Annotated in this window: 16 protein-coding genes and 3 pseudogenes; 13 read left to right on the plus strand and 6 right to left on the minus strand. The window is 53.6% G+C overall.

Going from position 1 to position 17072, the window contains the following annotated elements; translation table 11 throughout:
* Positions 1-60 precede the first annotated feature (60 nt).
* The 3 genes and pseudogenes from MUN86_RS09625 to MUN86_RS31170 all read right to left on the minus strand — a co-directional run bounded on the left by MUN86_RS09625 (position 61) and on the right by MUN86_RS31170 (position 2978).
* Positions 61-801: an MFS transporter gene (locus tag MUN86_RS09625; RefSeq protein WP_245124651.1), complete on the minus strand. Its 741-nt coding sequence runs from the start codon at positions 799-801 to the stop codon at positions 61-63.
* The gene (locus MUN86_RS09630) at positions 735-1223 is read right to left on the minus strand and encodes an MFS transporter (RefSeq protein WP_245124655.1); all 489 of its coding nucleotides are present in this window, start codon (positions 1221-1223) and stop codon (positions 735-737) included. The genes MUN86_RS09625 and MUN86_RS09630 overlap by 67 nt, the downstream gene beginning before the upstream one ends.
* Before the next feature lie 439 nt (positions 1224-1662).
* A pseudogene (locus MUN86_RS31170) lies at positions 1663-2978 on the minus strand (DNA/RNA non-specific endonuclease).
* A 1251-nt stretch (positions 2979-4229) separates the two neighbouring features.
* On the opposite strand from MUN86_RS31170, the pseudogene MUN86_RS09640 reads away from it, so the two are divergent.
* The 5 genes and pseudogenes from MUN86_RS09640 (at position 4230) to MUN86_RS09660 (ending at position 7512) form a co-directional block, all read left to right on the plus strand.
* A pseudogene (locus tag MUN86_RS09640) lies at positions 4230-6004 on the plus strand (DUF885 domain-containing protein).
* A gap of 148 nt (positions 6005-6152) precedes the next feature.
* Positions 6153-6509: a thioredoxin family protein gene (locus MUN86_RS09645; RefSeq protein WP_245124657.1), complete on the plus strand. Its 357-nt coding sequence runs from the start codon at positions 6153-6155 to the stop codon at positions 6507-6509.
* 237 nt (positions 6510-6746) lie between these two features.
* Entirely contained in the window at positions 6747-6947 is a 201-nt protein-coding gene (locus MUN86_RS09650) for a hypothetical protein (RefSeq protein ID WP_245124660.1), read from the plus strand.
* An 11-nt stretch (positions 6948-6958) separates the two neighbouring features.
* On the plus strand, positions 6959-7135 hold the full coding sequence (locus MUN86_RS09655; RefSeq protein ID WP_245124663.1) for an ElyC/SanA/YdcF family protein: 177 nt from the start codon (positions 6959-6961) through the stop codon (positions 7133-7135).
* Positions 7129-7512, plus strand: coding sequence for a YdcF family protein (locus tag MUN86_RS09660; RefSeq protein ID WP_245124666.1), 384 nt, complete (start codon positions 7129-7131; stop codon positions 7510-7512). The genes MUN86_RS09655 and MUN86_RS09660 overlap by 7 nt, the downstream gene beginning before the upstream one ends.
* Here the strand turns inward: MUN86_RS09660 and MUN86_RS09665 are convergent.
* Complete coding sequence (locus MUN86_RS09665; protein ID WP_245124668.1) at positions 7503-7784, minus strand: hypothetical protein; 282 nt, start codon at positions 7782-7784, stop codon at positions 7503-7505. The genes MUN86_RS09660 and MUN86_RS09665 overlap by 10 nt on opposite strands.
* 54 nt (positions 7785-7838) lie before the next feature.
* A pseudogene (locus MUN86_RS32360) lies at positions 7839-9237 on the minus strand (NAD-dependent succinate-semialdehyde dehydrogenase).
* 332 nt (positions 9238-9569) lie between these two features.
* Between MUN86_RS32360 and MUN86_RS09675 the strand changes: the two are divergent.
* From MUN86_RS09675 to MUN86_RS09710, 8 genes are all read left to right on the plus strand, one after another.
* On the plus strand, positions 9570-10076 hold the full coding sequence (locus MUN86_RS09675; protein ID WP_245124671.1) for an RNA polymerase sigma factor: 507 nt from the start codon (positions 9570-9572) through the stop codon (positions 10074-10076).
* Between the two features lie 2 nt (positions 10077-10078).
* Entirely contained in the window at positions 10079-11008 is a 930-nt protein-coding gene (locus tag MUN86_RS09680) for an anti-sigma factor (RefSeq protein WP_245124674.1), read from the plus strand.
* 124 nt (positions 11009-11132) lie between these two features.
* Entirely contained in the window at positions 11133-11702 is a 570-nt protein-coding gene (locus MUN86_RS09685; protein ID WP_245124677.1) for a heme NO-binding domain-containing protein, read from the plus strand.
* 78 nt (positions 11703-11780) lie between these two features.
* Complete coding sequence (locus MUN86_RS09690; protein WP_245124680.1) at positions 11781-12119, plus strand: arsenosugar biosynthesis-associated peroxidase-like protein; 339 nt, start codon at positions 11781-11783, stop codon at positions 12117-12119.
* A gap of 494 nt (positions 12120-12613) precedes the next feature.
* The gene (locus MUN86_RS09695) at positions 12614-13168 is read left to right on the plus strand and encodes a rhodanese-like domain-containing protein (protein ID WP_245124682.1); all 555 of its coding nucleotides are present in this window, start codon (positions 12614-12616) and stop codon (positions 13166-13168) included.
* A gap of 58 nt (positions 13169-13226) precedes the next feature.
* Positions 13227-13682, plus strand: a complete 456-nt coding sequence (locus MUN86_RS09700) for an acyltransferase family protein (RefSeq protein WP_245124685.1) — start codon at positions 13227-13229, stop codon at positions 13680-13682.
* Between the two features lie 183 nt (positions 13683-13865).
* Positions 13866-14507, plus strand: coding sequence for a TIGR04282 family arsenosugar biosynthesis glycosyltransferase (locus tag MUN86_RS09705; protein WP_245124688.1), 642 nt, complete (start codon positions 13866-13868; stop codon positions 14505-14507).
* Between the two features lie 63 nt (positions 14508-14570).
* Positions 14571-15515, plus strand: a complete 945-nt coding sequence (locus tag MUN86_RS09710; RefSeq protein ID WP_245124690.1) for a hypothetical protein — start codon at positions 14571-14573, stop codon at positions 15513-15515.
* Positions 15516-15574: 59 nt separating this feature from the next.
* On the opposite strand, the gene MUN86_RS09715 is transcribed toward MUN86_RS09710, so the two are convergent.
* Positions 15575-16960 (minus strand): MptA/MptB family glycosyltransferase, encoded by a 1386-nt coding sequence (locus tag MUN86_RS09715; RefSeq protein ID WP_245124692.1) that lies wholly within the window; start codon positions 16958-16960, stop codon positions 15575-15577.
* Positions 16961-17072: the final 112 nt, after the last annotated feature.

Genomic DNA, 17072 nt, shown 5'->3' on the forward strand with positions numbered 1-17072 from the left:
GAGGTGGACTAGTAAATTACAAAATTGTCTTTCTGCATCGAAAAACAACCAGTGAATTACCTACACCCGTGCCCGGCTTGCTAGGGCCGTAACGCACAGCCCCATCACGGCAATAATGGCAAACGATACCCGCAAGCTGGTAGCCCCTGCCACCAAGCCGATAACCGGCGGCCCGAGCAGAAAACCCGCAAAGCCCACTGTAGATACCGCCGCCAGCGCCATTCCCGGCGACATAACCGTGGAGCGCCCCGCCGCACCATAAACCAGCGGCACCACCGACGACACGCCCACGCCCACCAGCATAAAGCCAATGGTGGCGGGCACCAGGGTAGGCAGCAGCACTGCCAGTACCAAACCCGAAGCCGAAAACAAGCCACTCAGTTGCAGAGTGCGCCGCCGGCCAAACCGGTCGGTAAACCAGTCGGCTACGAAGCGCCCGGCGGCCATAGTACTCATAAAGGCTGTGAAACCGACCCCGGCCCAGGCTTTTTCAGCATGCACAACTTTGTTGAAATACACGCCGCTCCAGTCGAACATAGTGCCCTCGCAGAGCAGGGAACAGAACGCCAGCACGCCTAGCAACAGCAGCGACTTATCGGGAAGCACGAAGATGGGCTGGTTGGGGTCGTGGCCGGCATCCATGGGCAGTAGGTAGGGACGCATCAGCAGGATGCCCAGCGCCACGACGGCCGTGATAAGTGCGAAGTGTACCACAATGGTGGCGCCGTAGCCAATCATGAGGGTGCCAATAGCGGCCCCAATAAAGCCTGCCAAACTCCAGATACCATGGAAAGAGGCCATAATAGACTTGCTATAGAGGGCTTCGACGCCAACAGCTTGGGTATTAACGCTGATGTTGGACATGTTAGCTGCCAGGCCAAAAAGCACGAGGCCCCCAAGAGCTGAGTAGTAGTTTCGGCTAAACCTAGTAAAGTGAGCACGGTGGCATAAATGGAGAGCCCAAGCACGGTGATGCGCCGGCTACCATAACGTGCCACCAACCACCCGGAAAGGGGTAAGGATAGCAGCAGCCCTACCGGTACGGCCAGCAACACGCCGCCCAACTCGGTATCGGAGAGGTGAAGACGCTGCTGTACGGTAGGAATGCGGGCGGCCCAAGAGGAAAAGCACAGCCCTTGCAGAAAAAACGAAGCCCCCACCGCTACCCGGTGAACCAGGCGTGACGTAGCGGGCGGTTGTGACTGATACGTTTCGGCAATCATTTGAAAAGAAGCGTGTTGGCGCGGCGCATACACCCGTTTGGGCTATGCCGAAGCTTAGTAGATAAGTCAAGTAAAGCCGTTGTGAAACCCAAGGATAGCTACAAAAAAGCCCACGACGCACCAGCAAGTGCGCAATGGGCGGGAGTAGAGAGCGGAGGGACGGCAGCCGCACCTAAAAGCGCAGCCAAAGCAAAGATACTCAGGACTTCTACGAGGACTAGCACACGAAGTGGAAGTAAACCCTACAAACTGCTTGACGGGTTGGTAACTCAAGGTTGTGCAAACCTTAAGTTACCGCGCCCAATCAAGCAGCTACATGCTTCTCGTTACTTCTTAGTGCACTGGTCCTGCATCCACCTGTGCTTGCAGACGAGTCTGCACATCGGGGGCAGGTTGCTTAGCAAGTCCAAGCCGGTGGCGGCCTCAAGGGCATCGACGCTCACACGGTAGCGGCTCCAGTCGGGCTAACGGATTGGTCGTTTGGAGTGTCAATGGCAATGATGCGAGCTTGACCGGCAGCAATGCGGCGTAGGTCGTCGGACCCTTCAGGTAAAATCACAACAACTTTCCACACATGGGCTGGTACCGTCACGCGGCCGTTGTCGATGCTGGTTTTCAAGCCATTGAGGCCAGTGCCGCCTTTACCGTAGCTGCCCATCACAATATAAACTTCCTGCCCGCTGCGAACTTGTTGCCGAGTCCATTCTTCCAGGTCGCCCCAGGTGCGCTGGTTGTTGTTGGGCGCCTGCGGAATCATGTTGGTCATCAAGAAGGTAGCCGAATTGTCGTCGAGGTCGGTGGTGCGGTCGGCGGAGGGGCAGTTGTGGCCTTTGTCGAAGCCGGAGCCAGTGTAGGAACTGCGCGTCACGGCGTAGAAGGTGCCCGGCAAGGCCGGATCAGGCCGGAAGTCGTCCTGGCGGGGGCCGAGCCCATCCAGGATGGGTTTAGGTGCCAACTCACCCAGTTCGGAATGCCGCGCTGATTGTTGTAGCTCAGCGTGTATTGCGGCTTGGTCATCAGGTAGTTGTTCGGGCTGGTTGGACTGGCAGTAGCCCCACTTGGGTTGCCAAGGGCCATGTTGTCGTCGCGGCTCGTGACAATGGCAGTGGCCTGTTGTCGAGCTGGTGGAGTTGGAGCCGTTGAACTCGGAGCACTGGTCGTGCCTACTACTGCGGCCCCATTGGCACTTTCCAGCACAATGTCATCGATATTGAGCCGCCCTTTCCCCGTATCTATTTTGCGGATCTCTAGGCGCAGCGGGCCAGAAGTGCCGCCCTGAAATGTGGTGGCCACTAGCCGCGTGCCTTGCGTGCGCACCGGCTGCCCAATACGCCGGAAGCTACGACCCCCATCTACGCTACCCCACAACTCCCAGGTGCTGGCAGGGTCATTGCCATACGCGGCACTGCTCACGCGAATGGTACGGATTCCGGCGGGCGCATTGAAGTTCATGCGTAGCCGCCCTTTTTCGCGCAGCCGGGCCGCGTGCTGGCCGTTTTTGTGGTCCTGCTCGGAACTACCGATCAACGCTTCCACGAAGTGCCACGAACCCGAGGTCAGTACCTCGTCGGCCTCGGAGTAACCACCTTTGCCGCCCGTCTCAAACGTCTCGGGGAAGCGGCCGGTGGCATCTTGCTGCGGGGGCGCCTGCACATCAATGACGGGCGGGCCAGTAGGCAGTGGCGGACGACTGGTTTCGGCGGCTTGCTGCGAGCACGCCAGTAAGGGAAACAGGAGGGCGGGAAGGAAACGCATGGGAAGAGGACGTTGGATAATCAGTGACCGGCCGTGGCGTGAACTTTGCACTTCCGCTTCGGGCGCGCCTTGATGATGCAAGTAGCAGCTAGTATAAAGCTAGATAACGAAGTTGCACACTAGGCCCGAAACTAGTTTAAACCTCAGCATTCTTCCAACTACGTTTAGGAAGCTAGTAGCGCGCTTTCTCTTAGGCTAAGCCTGCGTAGCAATGCCATGGCGACTTTAAGAGCTAGCACCTATTCTATTGAGGCGCCAGTTGCTTTGCAGTGGTAAGAATAAAAGCTGCAGTATTTGTCGTTCAAAGACGTCAAGAAACTAACTGATGAGGTAAATGCGCTCCTGGAGTTTAACTTTTTCCAAGTGTTCTTAAGCTCCAGTCCACTTAGGGATAGTAGCGGAACATAGTCGATGCATTCATCAAAAGACGGCTCACCTAGTGTTTCGCGGCGCAGCTCCTGTTCTAGAAAACCTCATCAGCAAGATTGCGAAACAGAACATTGAAGTTTTTGCCATGCTATCAGTGGTACACATAGCTACAAGCGCCGCCAAAAGTGGAGCAACCACTATTGTGGGAGAGAAAGAAGCGTAGCTGCAGGCATCGAAAGAGCTTTAAACATGGCACACGCTGCACTGACGACCCTACACTGTGACAAACGTGCCTTGTCCGTCGGCGCGGTCATAAGTGGCACGGGCATCTACAACGGCATAGGGCTCGAGCATGAGTTCCAGCAAAGGGTTGTAGTTTGAACGGTCGAGCGAGCTGGTGGCAAAAGATTAAATGCCGCCCCGCACCTTACTGTGCGGCTCTGCTCGGTGGTCGAGGTATTGGCGCCATTCATAGTGACCAGCATCCTGGGGAATCTTAATAAAGTGGCCTTTTAAGTAAAGCTTCTAAAGAAGCATTTTGCATACCGGCACTAGGATAACACGAAATACCAAGGGCAAGCAAGACACAAGACGAGCAGTGAGGTGCTTTCTGTCGCCATTTCTCTCTCTGATAAGTGCTACCCATTGTACTGCATGTTGAAAAGCGGCTATGACAAGCGACATGAAGAAGGGTTTTAACAGAAGCCGCCTCAGGGTGTACTGGCAACCAACAAATTTGCTTGCCAGTACACCCTGAGGCGGCCCTGCATCTGGTGGTTTCAAAAAGGCGCCTTGGCTTTATGTTTTAGTGATAATATCCTTGGATTACCACCTATTCGAGTGTTTGTCTGCTACCTTGTCGAGCTTAATCTTTTGTATATGATGACATCATTACGCCCTACAGTTCTGCTTTTAGCGGCACTTGGTGGGTTTGTTGCCGCGTGCAACCAATCCGGCGAAATCAACAAAACCGTTGATGCCGAAACTGCCAATGCCAGCTTCGAGCGGTACAAGGAGCGCTTCCTAGATTCGTTGTGGTACTACAACCCTGAGTTTGCTAGCAGCCAAGGTTACCACCGCTACGACTCGGTCCTGATCATCCCGACGGCGGCCCGACGCCTCGGCGATGCGAAAACCCTGAAACGGCGCGGCAAGGAACTGGCCACTTTTAAACCGACGGACTTGTCGGTGAACAACCAAACTGATTGGCGGCTGATGCAGAACTACCTGCAAGCTGGACGGTGGCAACTGGATACGCTGCGGGAGTGGGAGTGGAACCCGGCCAACTACAATCTAGGTGCCTCGGTGGCGGAAATCCTGAATGGCCGTTACTGGCCCCTCGACCGCCGGCTGCGCGCCATCAGTCTCAAAATTGCTCGTTCGCCTGAATATTATGCTGCCGCTGAAGCTAACATCGAGAACCCAACCAAAGAGCATACAGAACTCGGCATCAAACAAAACGAAGGCGGACTGGCAGTTTTCGGCAAAGCCTTGCAAGATTCTATTGCTAAATCGGGGCTGACGGCCCGGGAGAAAGAGGATTTTAAGAACCGGTTGGCTACTACGCGGCTCAGCATTGAGGACTACCTGCGCTTCCTGAAAACCGAGGTGCTGACCGCCGGCAAATTCCGCAGTTTCCGGATAGGCAAGGCGCTGTTTGACCGGAAGTTTTTCTACGATATTCAGTCCACGTATACCGCCGACCAAGTGTACGCTAAGGCGCAGCAGAACCGTGCCCGCTTGTTGCGCGATATGAACGTTCGGGCGGCGCGGCTTTATCCCAAGTACTTCCCCAACCAGCCGATGCCTACCGATTCGCTGGTGCTGGTCAAGCAGGTGATTGGGCGGTTGTCGCAGGAGCACGTAACGCCGGCTGGATTCGTGGCGGCCGTGAAGGCGCAGATTCCGCAGTTAGTGCAGTTCGTCAACGACAAAAAGCTACTCACGCAGGACCCTAGCAAGCCGCTAGTAGTGCGCGAAACGCCGCTTTATATGCGTGGAAGCGGGGCGGGCGCTAGCATTTCAGCCCCGGCCCTTATGACAAAGCCGCCAACACCTATTACAATGTGGAGCCGCTCACGGGCCAGTCCGCCGCCAGTGCCGAAAGCTATTTGCGCGAGTACAACAACTACACACTGCAAATTCTGAACATCCACGAGGCCATTCCGGGGCACTACACGCAGTTGGTGTACGCCAACCGCAGCCCCTCGCTTATCAAGGCTGTTTTCGGTAACGGGGCCATGGTAGAAGGGTGGGCCGTGTACGCCGAGCGTATGATGTTGGAAAGCGGCTACGGTAGCAACTCCGACGAAATCTGGTTGATGTGGGACAAGTGGAATATGCGTGTGACGCTCAACACCATCCTCGACCACGAGGTGCACGTCAACAACATCAGCGAGCAAGCCGCCAAAGCGCTGCTCCTCCGCGACGGATTTCAGGAAGAAGCGGAGGCTACCAACAAATGGCGCCGCGCTACTCTGAGCCAAGTACAGCTTAGCAGCTATTTCACGGGCTACACCGAAATCTATGATTTGCGCGAAGAGCTAAAACGAGCCGAGGGCAACGACTTCGACCTAAAAGCTTTCAATGAAAGGTTTCTGAGTTTCGGGAGTGCACCAGTGAAGTACATTCGGACGTTGATGCTAAAGCAATCCTAAGCGGATAACCAATTGTACATCACGGCTAGAGAGCTTCAATCTGCAAAGATTGGAGCTCTTTCTTTTCAAGAAGAAAGAGCTTCTGATATCTTGGTTTCAAGTCTATCCGTATTTGTTACTATTACCGACGCAATTGCGATACTACCTTATGAAAGAAGAAGATCGACAGCAGGTGCATGATGTAAATGACGAAGAATTGCGTCGGCTTACGCATGATCACCTAAAAGTATTTGCCAAGTTTACTTCTGAAAGTTGCGAAATCTGCGAGTTGCTAGCGCCTCCCTTCGCAAAGTTTGCTGGCAGAGAAAACTTCAAAAGCATCTTGTTTCTGCGCCTCAACTCCGACGAGAATCCGGTGGCCAAGAAGATGATGCAGGAAAAAGTAGCGCCGTTTTTCGTGTCTTATTGCCAAGGCCGGATTTTGGAGTGCGATACACTAACCGAAGAGCAGCACGTGTCAGATATGCTTCAAAGGCTGCGCGAGCTAGAACCTATGGCGTTGTAAGCAGAGTGCGGTTGCACAAAGACGTGTGGGCCTTGTTGGCAGTTGTAGTTACGTTTCTGCTGATGCTATTGCTTTTTCAGTAAGAAGAGCAGCTAATCAAGGGAGCGAACAAGCACTATAGCATTTCAAAAGAAACCTTAATACATAATCTCGAGCTATAGATTAGGCCGAGTGGATGGATACTTCCTGATTCCACCCTTGGTACTTATAAGCGCATAGCCCCCGAACTATTCACCATTGTTTTTCCTGCTATCTAAACTTCTCGACTTTGTGTTGCTGCCAGTGCTGTGGCTGCTGGTGCTGCTAGTGGCGGCTCTGCTAACAAACCGACCAGCGCGACGGCGCAATTTACTGCTGTTCGCTTTACTGCTCCTCGTGCTGGGCAGCAACAACGCCCTGCTCAACGAGACCCTACTAGTGTGGGAGCTACCCCAGTAAGGCTAAGAAATTTGCCGCGCCAAGCCGATGCAGCCGTATTGCTAACGGGCATCACCAGCGTCAGCAAGTCGCCCCACGACCGGGTGTATCTGCACGAGGGTGCCGACCGGCTTACCAATGCGTTGTGGCTGTGGCGGGCCGGCCGGGTGCGGCACATTTTGGTGTCGGGGGCTCGGGGGCTATGCTGAAGAAAGCTCATACCGAAGCTGCGGATCTTATCACACTGCTGCATCTGGCTGGCGTCCCCGATTCGGTTATCATCAAGGAAGACCGCAGCCGCAACACCCGCGAAAACGCCTTGTTCACCAAGCAAATAGTAGCCGCACGCCCCGAACTCGATACGTTGGTGTTGGTCACCTCGGCGTTCCATCAACGCCGCGCCCTTGGCTGCTTCCATAAAGTAGGTCTGCACCCACTACCGTTTCCCGCTGGTTTCCGCTCCACCGACCGCGCCCTCACCCCCGACTACTGGCTCGTACCCGGCGCCGATACGCTCGGTGGCTGGAGCCTGCTGCTGCATGAAATAACCGGCTACCTCATCTACAAAGCACTAGGCTATTGCTGATCGGTTTGTGCGACCTCAGTGTTTGATTCTTTAACCTCCCATACAGCATTGTTTCGCACGGCATAGCCTGTAATTATTGCTGCTTTATTAGACCCCGATAGCTCTAAGTCAAAGTACACAGTGTCTTCCCCGTTGCTTAATCTACACTGGTAGCTTGTACTGCTAACGTTGTCTATTTTCTGGCTTTTCTTCACCGAGGCTATCAGTGGATCAACAAAAGGATAATCAGATTTGAACTGATAATAGAAGCCGCCTCCCATGATGGCCATCATGATAAGCATAGCTAGGATTGTACCTAATGCGTCTCGTAATGTCATGACATCAAGTTACTCTACCTTCTTCTGCTTTTCGGGCTTTTCTTCTTTGGCTATCCAGATGGATTTCTGGTTAACAAACTCCCGAATGCCTAGATAAGATAGCTCCCGGCCGTAGCCCGACTTCTTAACTCCCCCAAACGGCATTTCCGGCGACGATTTTACCATGCTGTTCACGAACACCGCGCCGGCTTCCACCTGGCGGGCTAGCTCCTCGCCACGCTTCACATTTTGGGTCCAGACGGAGCCGCCAAGGCCGAAACGCGAGTCGTTGGCGAGGCGAACAGCATCGTCTGCATCTTTGGCTTCGAGAATAAGGGCTACGGGCCCGAACAATTCTTCGTGGTAGGCGCGCTGTTTAGGCTTGATATTGCTCAGGATCATAGGCCGAAACAGGGCGGTGCCGGGCTTGGTTTGGCCGCCGTGTAGCTCCACCTTAGCGCCCTGCTTGACCGAGTCCTCGACTTGCTGCGTGATTTCGTCAGCCAAATCTGGGCGGGCGAGGGGCCGTATTGGGTGTCTTCGTTTAGGGGGTCACCGGTGCGAAAAGCCAACAGGTGGGTTTTCATCTTGCTGATGAACTCCTTGACCACAGGTTTCTCCACGATAAACCGTTTGGCCGCAATGCAGCTCTGGCCGGCGTTAATCATACGAGCCTGCGCGGCAGTTTTGGCGGCTAGCTCCAAGTCAGCGTCGGCTAATACAATAAAGGCATCAGAGCCGCCTAGCTCCAGCACGGTCTTCTTGATTTGGCGACCAGCAATGGCGGCCACTTGCGCGCCGGCCGGCTCCGAACCGGTTAAGGTTACGGCCCGTACTCGGTCATCTTCAATCAGCTTCTCTACCATCTCCGTGCCGACCAATAGCGCCCGAAACGTGGCCGGGGGAAACCGGCATCATGGTAGATCTTTTCCAGTGCCAAGGCGCACTGCGGCACATTGGAAGCGTGCTTGAGCAAACCCACATTGCCTGCCATTAGCGCCGGCGCAATAAAGCGTACCACTTGCCAAAGCGGGAAGTTCCAGGGCATCACGGCCAGTACCACCCCAATCGGCTCATGGCTGATAAAGCTGCGCTGAGCCTCGGTTTCAATGATGTCGTCGGCTAGAAATTCCTCGGCGTGGTCGGCGTAGTAGTCACAGCAGAGGGCACACTTTAAGGCTTCGGCGCGGCCATCCACTACGGGCTTGCCCATCTCTAACGCCATGATGCGGGCTAGTTCGTCTTGCCGCTCCCGCAATAGCTCGGCGGCGCGGTGCATAAGTTGCGCGCGGTGCGCAAAAGAGGTGGTGCGCCACTCGGCAGCTGCCCGGTGGGCCTGCCCCAAAATACGCTCCGTTTGAGGCCAGCTAAAAGCACGAAAGCGGCGCTCAACGCGGCCAGTGTAAGGATTTATGGAAGCTATTGGCATGATAATCAGTGTATTGAGAAAGAGCAGGGTTGCGGACCAAGAAAACCCATAAAGTTGAAGTGTAGCCCGAGCAGATACCTAGCAGAACAACCGGCGCGTTGCTCACATATTCTTCAGGGTACGGTGGTGCGCAACTAACCGCAAAACGTAGCCGTAGCACGCAGGTTACGAAGCTCGAGTGTGATTTTGAAGGGTGAGTTTCGAAACAATTGCAGTAGAAGTGTACTTTCGTCCGGCGAAGGGTCCATTATTACCCACCGTTCCATACTGTTGTAGCCCGTGAATGTAATTCCCCTGAAGCCGTACCTTCTCTTTCTGACGAGGACTTGCTGGTGCAGCGCCTCCGTGACCGGGACGAGTCGGCCATGACCTTATTTTACGACCGATACTCGGCAGCGCTTTATGGCGTCATCATGCGTATCGTCAAAAAAGAAGAGGAAGCCGAAGATGTGCTCCAAGAGAGCATGGTCAAAATTTGGAACTCTTTCGGATCATATGATGCTGGAAAGGGGCGACTCTTTACCTGGGTAATGAATGTATGCCGGAATTTGGCTATTGACAAAATCCGGTCTCGACAGTACCGCGTAGGTAGTCGTACACAACCGCTTGAGGACAGCGCCGCAGTACGTGAGCCCGCATCTCCCACGTTCCGGCCCGAGCACATCGGCTTGCAGGAAATGACCAAACAACTCAACCCCGACCAACAGCAGGTCGTCGATATGCTGTACTTCGGAGGTTACACCCAAAGTGAAGTAGCCGAAGAGCTAAATCTGCCCCTGGGCACGGTAAAAACCCGCGCCAGAGCAGCTATTAAAGTACTTTCAAAATTGATTCGATAGCCGTGGACACTCAGCAATACATCGAATCAGGCATTCTGGAAGAATATGCATTGGGCATATTATCGGATGCCGAGCGCTCCGAGGTGGAGCGTCTCGCTGCCATCCATCCCGAGATTCGGCACGAACTAGACGCCATTGTTATGGGCCTCGATGCGTATGCCGAGGCGCATTCTCTCACACCTCCGGCCGACATGCGGGAGCGAGTATTAGCGGGTTGGCAGCAAGCCATTCGCCAGCAGGATTCTGTGAATGATACAAATCCTGTTGTGCCATTGACTACTGCGCCCACCCCGGCTCCGCAACCCGTAGCGGCGACTCCGCCACCCGTAAGCACGCCCATTCCCGAACCTGTCGTGCGCCCGATTAGTAGTGTACCAGAACCTATCCAGACGCAGGCTCCGGCCCGTGGGTTTGGGTGGCTAATGGCGGCTTCGGTGGCCTTACTATTGAGCTTGGGCGGCAACTATATGCTCTATAACCGCTGGCAGCATACGCAGTCCGAGTTGTTTGCAGCGCGCAACGACCAAGCTCGTTTCGCTGCCACACAGCAAGCTTCGCAAAAGCTGATGACCACCCAGCGCCAAGAGTTGGCGGTGCTCCGCGACGAGCAGTTCCGGCACGTAACGCTGGCTGGTACGCCGGCCGCGCCTACCGCTAAAGCGCGCGTGCTCTACAACCCGTCTACGCGCGCCGTGTATGTCGACGTACGTAGCCTACCCGCGCCTCCTGCTGGCAAACAGTATCAACTATGGGCTCTCGACAAAGGAAAGCCAGTTGATGCCGGAGTGCTAGCTGCAACTACAGCAGCGGGTGAAGGACTTCAGCAGATGAAAGACATTGCTAGTGCTCAAGCCTTTGCCATGACGGTGGAAAATGAAGGCGGTAGCCCAACGCCTACGTTAGCAACGATGACCGTAGTAGGTAATATTTAGTTTTTCAAAAAGAAAAAGCGAGAAGTACAGAGTTAGACACCTGTGCTTCTCGCTTTTTCTTTTTACCGTCTTCGTTGAATTGGCCTTAATTTAGAGACTTATATTCTCTACGTTTTCATTAGCCATGCACGGGACTGTTTTTATTCTTCTTAAGCGATATGTCCAAACGCAATACGATCATAGCACTTGGGTCCGCTTAGTGGAAGCTGCCGGTCTTACCTCTGGTGATTTCGACCACAAAGAGGTCTACCCTGATGAGCACATGTATGCTCTAGTGGGAAAAGCAGCTCAAATGACAGGAGTACCGGCTAACGAGCTTCACGAGAAATTTGGCGAATACCTAGTGCCCGACCTCATGTACATGTATCAGAAGCTGATCCAGCCTAACTGGAAAACGCTGGATATGATAGAGCACACGGAGAACACCATGCATAAGAAAGTGCGTAGCGAGCATGCCAAAAACTCTCCTCCCGTTCTCCATGTGGTGCGGCATTCACCTGATAAGTTGGAAATAACTTATGTGTCGCAACGGCGAATGGGTGCGCTGGCAGTAGGTATCGTGCGCGGACTTGCTACCTATTTCGATGAGGCAGACCGCATTGTGGTAGAACCTGAAACTAGCGAAAATGGTGAGCGGGTACTTATTCGGGTGCAGCGCCTACCGGCTGGGCTACCACGAGTTGGCAGTATGTAAAATCAACGTAGCGTAGCCTCACATAAATGTTTAGGTGGCTACACCTTCCTTTCACAGTAATTCTCTTGTTTCAAAAAAATGGAAAAGTCAACTTACTACAACCCAGCTGACCTAGCTAAATTCGGTAACATCACGGAATGGCAAGCCGAGATGGGCAACAAATTCTTTGCTTACTACGGTGAGGTGTTCAAGGAAGGAGCCCTTACGGAGCGCGAAAAAGCCCTGATTGCTTTAGCAGTAGCTCACGCTGTGCAATGCCCGTATTGCATCGACGCATACACCACCGATTCGCTACAAAAAGGAGCAGACGAAGCCCAGATGATGGAAGCCGTACACGTAGCCGCGGCCATCAAAGGTGGTGCTGTGTTGGTGCATGGCGTGCAGATGATGAACAAAGCCAAAGAGGTATCTATGTAAATTGATGGGCTTCTGCTAGAAGAAAACCGCTTTCAGTATGCTCCAATGTTGGTTGCGGATACCAGCACAATGTTATGCTCTCTTCCGCGACAAGTTTGATTGAAGTAAACGTGGCTTTCCTAGCTTGAGAGGGTGTTCTGCGCCACCGAATGACGCCAGTACAGGTCCGTACTATTCGCTGGTTAATGCTGGTTATAAGCCTGCAGTTTTTTCATATGCTGCCGCAGAGGGCGCGTATATCGCGCCCTCTGCGTGCAAGCCAAGCGAGACGAGCTTGCTGCCGCTGCGTGCAACGGGCGTGACGCTGATGCATATCAACGTAGGCAAGATGTGCAACCAAACTCGCCGCTGCTTTCGGGTCCATGGTAGCTCCAACCGAATGGAAACGATAACTCGCGAAACCATGCTATTGCTGCTACGGTTGTATGGTCTAGGTGGGCTTTAATGGCGCCACCTAGATTTGTGCTGAGTAGGATGTGCTTGCGGGCTTCTCAATGAGAAAAATATTTCAACGTCTCCCAACGGCTTTGCGCCCTATTTGGCTGTTTGCTCCACCATTGGCGTTCCTGATTTTTTCCGCTTGCCGACAGACAGATGGCGACAATCCCACTACCTATGACCGGCTATTGCGCACACTTTACCGCAATACAGTACCCGTCGTTCGACCTGCGCAACTAGCAAGGATGCTGGCAGAGAAGCCCGACGCGGTGTTGCTGCTCGACACCCGTACGCCCGTCGAGTATAACGTAAGCCATTTGCATAACGCTCGTTTTGTGGACTTCAACTCATTCGAGAAAAATACTTTCACTGACCTTCCTCGCAACCAGATCGTGGTCGTATATTGTTCGGTGGGCTATCGGAGCGAGCGGGTGGGGGAGCACCTAAAAGCGCTAGGTTTTCAGGATGTGCGCAACTTGTATGGGGGTATTTTTCAGTGGGTAAACGAAGGCCACCTAGTATACAACACACAGGGGGTTACGCAGGATGTCCACCCTTATTCTCCATTGTGGAGTCCCTGGCTAAAAACTGGCCATCAGGTGTATAAATAAAGACACCGCTCCACAAGCCAAAAACAGGTCTTGCCACTTACACGGATACCTGTCTTTTGTGCATCACCAGCGAGTAGCGAAAGAAGTACTAGCTTCGTCAGAAATGTACTTCAAGAATCTAAACTCGGTACGGTTTATAGCCGCTACGTTTGTTCTTATTCACCATATCGAGCAGCTGAAAGGACTGGCGGGTTATCCGTATCGTTCGTGGTATGTACTCGGTAGGACAGGCGTTATTCTATTTTTTGCGCTTTCAGGGTTTCTTATCACCTCACTGCTACTAGCAGAGCAGCGTGAAACCGGGTGCATCCGCCTGCGGAAGTTTTATGTACGCCGAGCCCTCCGAATTTGGCCGCTTTACTATCTGATTGTAGGGCTGTCCATCTTCGTTCTGCCGCATCTGCCATTCATGCAGATTCCCGGCACCGTTGACCCTTACGCACGTCTATCAGCTAATCTACTATTGCTTGGTTTTTGCTATCCAAGTAGCCTGGCCGCTGATAAAAATATGTAAGACCTAAGACCTCATACGTTATTCTCTGGTATTTTGTGGTACTATCGGGCTATCGTAGCTGTCGTACAATTATTTTGAAAGACCCTTCCTATAATTAAAGAACCGCTTCACTGCAGTGCCTAGTAGTGCTTCGGCGCCGATTACAAGCTAAGTTATAGATCTAAAGAATTTATCGCCATTCAGATGACAGCACACGTTGATGACTCAGCTAACGCGGTTCACTTGCTCGTATTCGCTCGATACCCCGAACTAGGGCGGGTGAAGACTCGACTAGCAGCAGGTATCGGCGACGAAGCCGCGCTAGCTGTGTACCAGGAACTACTGCACCACACCTTCGTGGTTACTGCCGATGTGGCTGCCCACAAAACGCTGTGGCTGGCTGGGCCTTCTACTGCCCCCGTGGCATTACCCGAAACGTGGAACAGTTACGAGCAACTGTATCAGTTTCCTGGCGACTTAGGCCAGAAGATGCAAGCGGCTTTTGCGCATGCGTTTGCGGTTGGAGCCACAGCTGCCCTGGTCATTGGTACGGATTGCCCTGGTATAACAACCCAGCTTCTGACAGACGCCTACGCATTGCTGGAAACGCATGATGTAGTTATAGGGCCAGCTGAAGATGGTGGCTACTACTTGCTTGGAATGAAGGAGTTATACACCGATTTGTTTGTTAATAAAAGCTGGAGTACCGACGCAGTTTTGTTGCATACACTGGCCGACGCCGACCGGCTTGGCCTGCAAGTGGCGCAATTGCCGACCCTGCGCGACGTGGACGATGTAGACGACTTGAAAGCGTGGCGCGCCAATACGGAGACACGGAATGCATAGCATGAGCACTAAGGGCTTTGCCTGTTTTCCGCTTACTTGGGCATCACATTCCAATTTCTCGTTATGCGTGTTCTGATCGATTCTTGGCTGTGGGGCGTGTATCTACTAGTGGGCTTAACTGCCGTTAGCTGCTCGTCGCCGGACACGACTATTAAGTCAGGAACACCGACCACAGATACGCCGCAACCCGAAGTCTTACCGAATGCACTTAGGCGCTTAGATCCCCATTTCGAACATCAATGGGCCATGAATAAGCTGTGGGAAGATGGATTGGCTGAAGTGGCTCTATACGACGCCGAGCGAATCGTGTACGGCAAGGTGCGGCACTTCGAGTACGCGCAACTCACGGTGAAAGAAGAGTTTAACGACCAATACAAAGTCAAGACCGACAATTACGAGCGTTTCGACTTATTTCCGGTGATGAAGGTGAATCAGTTTTGCCGCATTCCCACCGACCAGTACCCGTACCATTTCCTGACTTCCCTGTTCTTTCGGCGCGAAAATCCGGTGGGCCTTTATAAACTCACTAGCTCGTCGCAGGAATGGTGCGGCAACACGTTCAAGGCATTTCAAGACGACGGCTTGCAGTACGTGCAAACCTATAACTCCTATTGGGACACGCAGGGAGCCGGACAACGTAACCTGCGCCGCGACATGCTCTTCGAGGATGCGCTGCCTTACACATTGCGCAGCTTGCGCTTCGCCGAGTTGCCTACCTTTCAGGCTACAATCTGCGAATTGCAGCAAACCAGTAAAGCCACGCCGCCCACATATTATGATGCGGAAATCAAAGTGCAATCTGCTCCTGCTGTCGATGCGCCAGAGCCTGCGTGGTTGGTGCAGGTGCAACTAGCGCCAGAAAAGACCAGCAGGTATTGGTTTGCGAAGAAGTACCCCAATCAGTTGTTGCGCCAAACAACTTGGGACGGCCGCAACTTGACGCTCAAAGAAGTCAGTCGCTACGCCTACTGGACCCACCCCGCCACCGACTCAACCCAAGTCAACTAGGGCTAGTATTCAGTTACTTGGTGTCAACAAAGCCGCAACTGCTAGCCATGTATCAGATGTCAGGTGCTAACGGTATTTCGTCGTAGCTCCCAAGCCAATACCGCCAGCACCGTGAGATATTCTAGGCCCAGCAGCCACGAGTTTTCAAGGTAGGCGCTGGTTTGATACGCTGCGTAAGACAGGACTACCATGCCCGACCAAACCAGCGCGAATCGGTAGGTGGTGAACACACTCAGCGCCACCAGTGGGGCCAGATACCAAGGATGCACTACAATGGCGAACAGGTAGTAGATGGTGAGCGTGAAGAGCAGAGTCCGAGGTAAAGTTGCCCAGGAGGCCGGCTTTTCCCGCCACGCCAACCACAAGGCTAGCACGGCCGTAGCCCGCGCCAAACCCGGCCCGATAATGGCAATTTCGTTGTAGCCCGTGAGGCGATAGCCGATGGAGCGGAGCACATAGTATACACTGGCGTTGAATTCGAACTTGCTGAAGTAAAGCGTGAGACTGCGGTTGATATTATGCAGTAAATCAAGCGAAAAAAATGGCAGAAATAGTACGGCTATCACAGCGCCCATCATTATCGAATAGCGAAGAAACTGCCGCCAGCCCAACCGTTTTATCAGCAAGGGCAGCACAAGCACGGGTAGCAATTTGGTGCCCACTGCCAATCCCAATGCGACTGCGGACCGACTGCGTTTGCCTTGCACCAGCAACCACAAAGCCAGCAAGGCGAAACAAATCATGAGGGCTTCGAAGTGCAGGTTACCGGTTAGTTCGGCTACCACCAGCGGATTAAGCAAGTACCATAAGGCCCGCTGCCTTGTCTGACCGAAGGCGCTCAGCAGCGCCACCAGCAGCGCCGCAGTGCCTGCTTCGGCCAGCAATACTACCAGCCGTAATATAATTACAGCCCCCAGCTCGTTGGTAGGAAAAAGGCCCGAAGCCAACCCGAACGCCGCCTGACACACCGGCGGATACACCGAGTAGTAATGCGGCGAGTTCAGCTTGGGGTACAGTGTAGTCAATTGCTGATTAACAGTTGCCGGAAGCGTATGGTTGAATGTGGAAAGTTGGGTGATAGTAGTATCGGAAGGATTGACGCTAGCTTTAACTGCGCCCGAAACCAACTCGTCGGGGCGATATTGAAAAGGATTGACGCCTTGGGCTACCAGTAACCCGTCCCAGCGAAACCGGTGGTAATCGTCGGAGAGGTTGGGGAGAACAGGCAGCCACAACATACGCAGGAGGAACGCCGCTACCAGGCCGACTCGTAACGATAGGTGCGACTTGAGCAAGTAGACGTACAACCCAAACGCACCAGCCAGCAACGCCAGTAATTGCCAGAACTGCGTTCGGGGAGTGGCATAAGCCAGCGCCCCGTACATCAACCCCGAAAGGAACAGGGCCAGTATCTGGAGGGGGCTTGTGGTAAACCGGGTGGACAAGAGCAGAAAGAAGCTAGAATAAACAGACTGGCAATGCACAATGAATTAGCAGGCCCTAGTGGCGGCCTGCCCAATAGACAGCCTCTACAACCTACGTCTGCAGCGCGGCTTT

This window comes from Hymenobacter volaticus (assembly GCF_022921055.1).
In the GTDB taxonomy this organism is placed as follows: Bacteria; Bacteroidota; Bacteroidia; order Cytophagales; family Hymenobacteraceae; genus Hymenobacter; species Hymenobacter volaticus.

Excerpts from the sequence above, each read along its gene's own strand:
- MUN86_RS09630 (WP_245124655.1), bottom strand. The coding sequence starts at position 1,223 with ATGATTGCCGAAACGTATCAGTCACAACCGCCCGCTACGTCACGCCTG.
- MUN86_RS09645 (WP_245124657.1), top strand. The coding sequence starts at position 6,153 with ATGAAAGAAGAAGATCGACAGCAGGTGCATGATGTAAATGACGAAGAA.
- MUN86_RS09625 (WP_245124651.1), bottom strand. The coding sequence starts at position 801 with ATGGCCTCTTTCCATGGTATCTGGAGTTTGGCAGGCTTTATTGGGGCC.
- MUN86_RS09710 (WP_245124690.1), top strand. The coding sequence starts at position 14,571 with ATGCGTGTTCTGATCGATTCTTGGCTGTGGGGCGTGTATCTACTAGTG.
- MUN86_RS09665 (WP_245124668.1), bottom strand. The coding sequence starts at position 7,784 with ATGATGGCCATCATGGGAGGCGGCTTCTATTATCAGTTCAAATCTGAT.
- MUN86_RS09660 (WP_245124666.1), top strand. The coding sequence starts at position 7,129 with ATGCTGAAGAAAGCTCATACCGAAGCTGCGGATCTTATCACACTGCTG.
- MUN86_RS09695 (WP_245124682.1), top strand. The coding sequence starts at position 12,614 with ATGAGAAAAATATTTCAACGTCTCCCAACGGCTTTGCGCCCTATTTGG.
- MUN86_RS09690 (WP_245124680.1), top strand. The coding sequence starts at position 11,781 with ATGGAAAAGTCAACTTACTACAACCCAGCTGACCTAGCTAAATTCGGT.
- MUN86_RS09685 (WP_245124677.1), top strand. The coding sequence starts at position 11,133 with ATGCACGGGACTGTTTTTATTCTTCTTAAGCGATATGTCCAAACGCAA.
- MUN86_RS09705 (WP_245124688.1), top strand. The coding sequence starts at position 13,866 with ATGACAGCACACGTTGATGACTCAGCTAACGCGGTTCACTTGCTCGTA.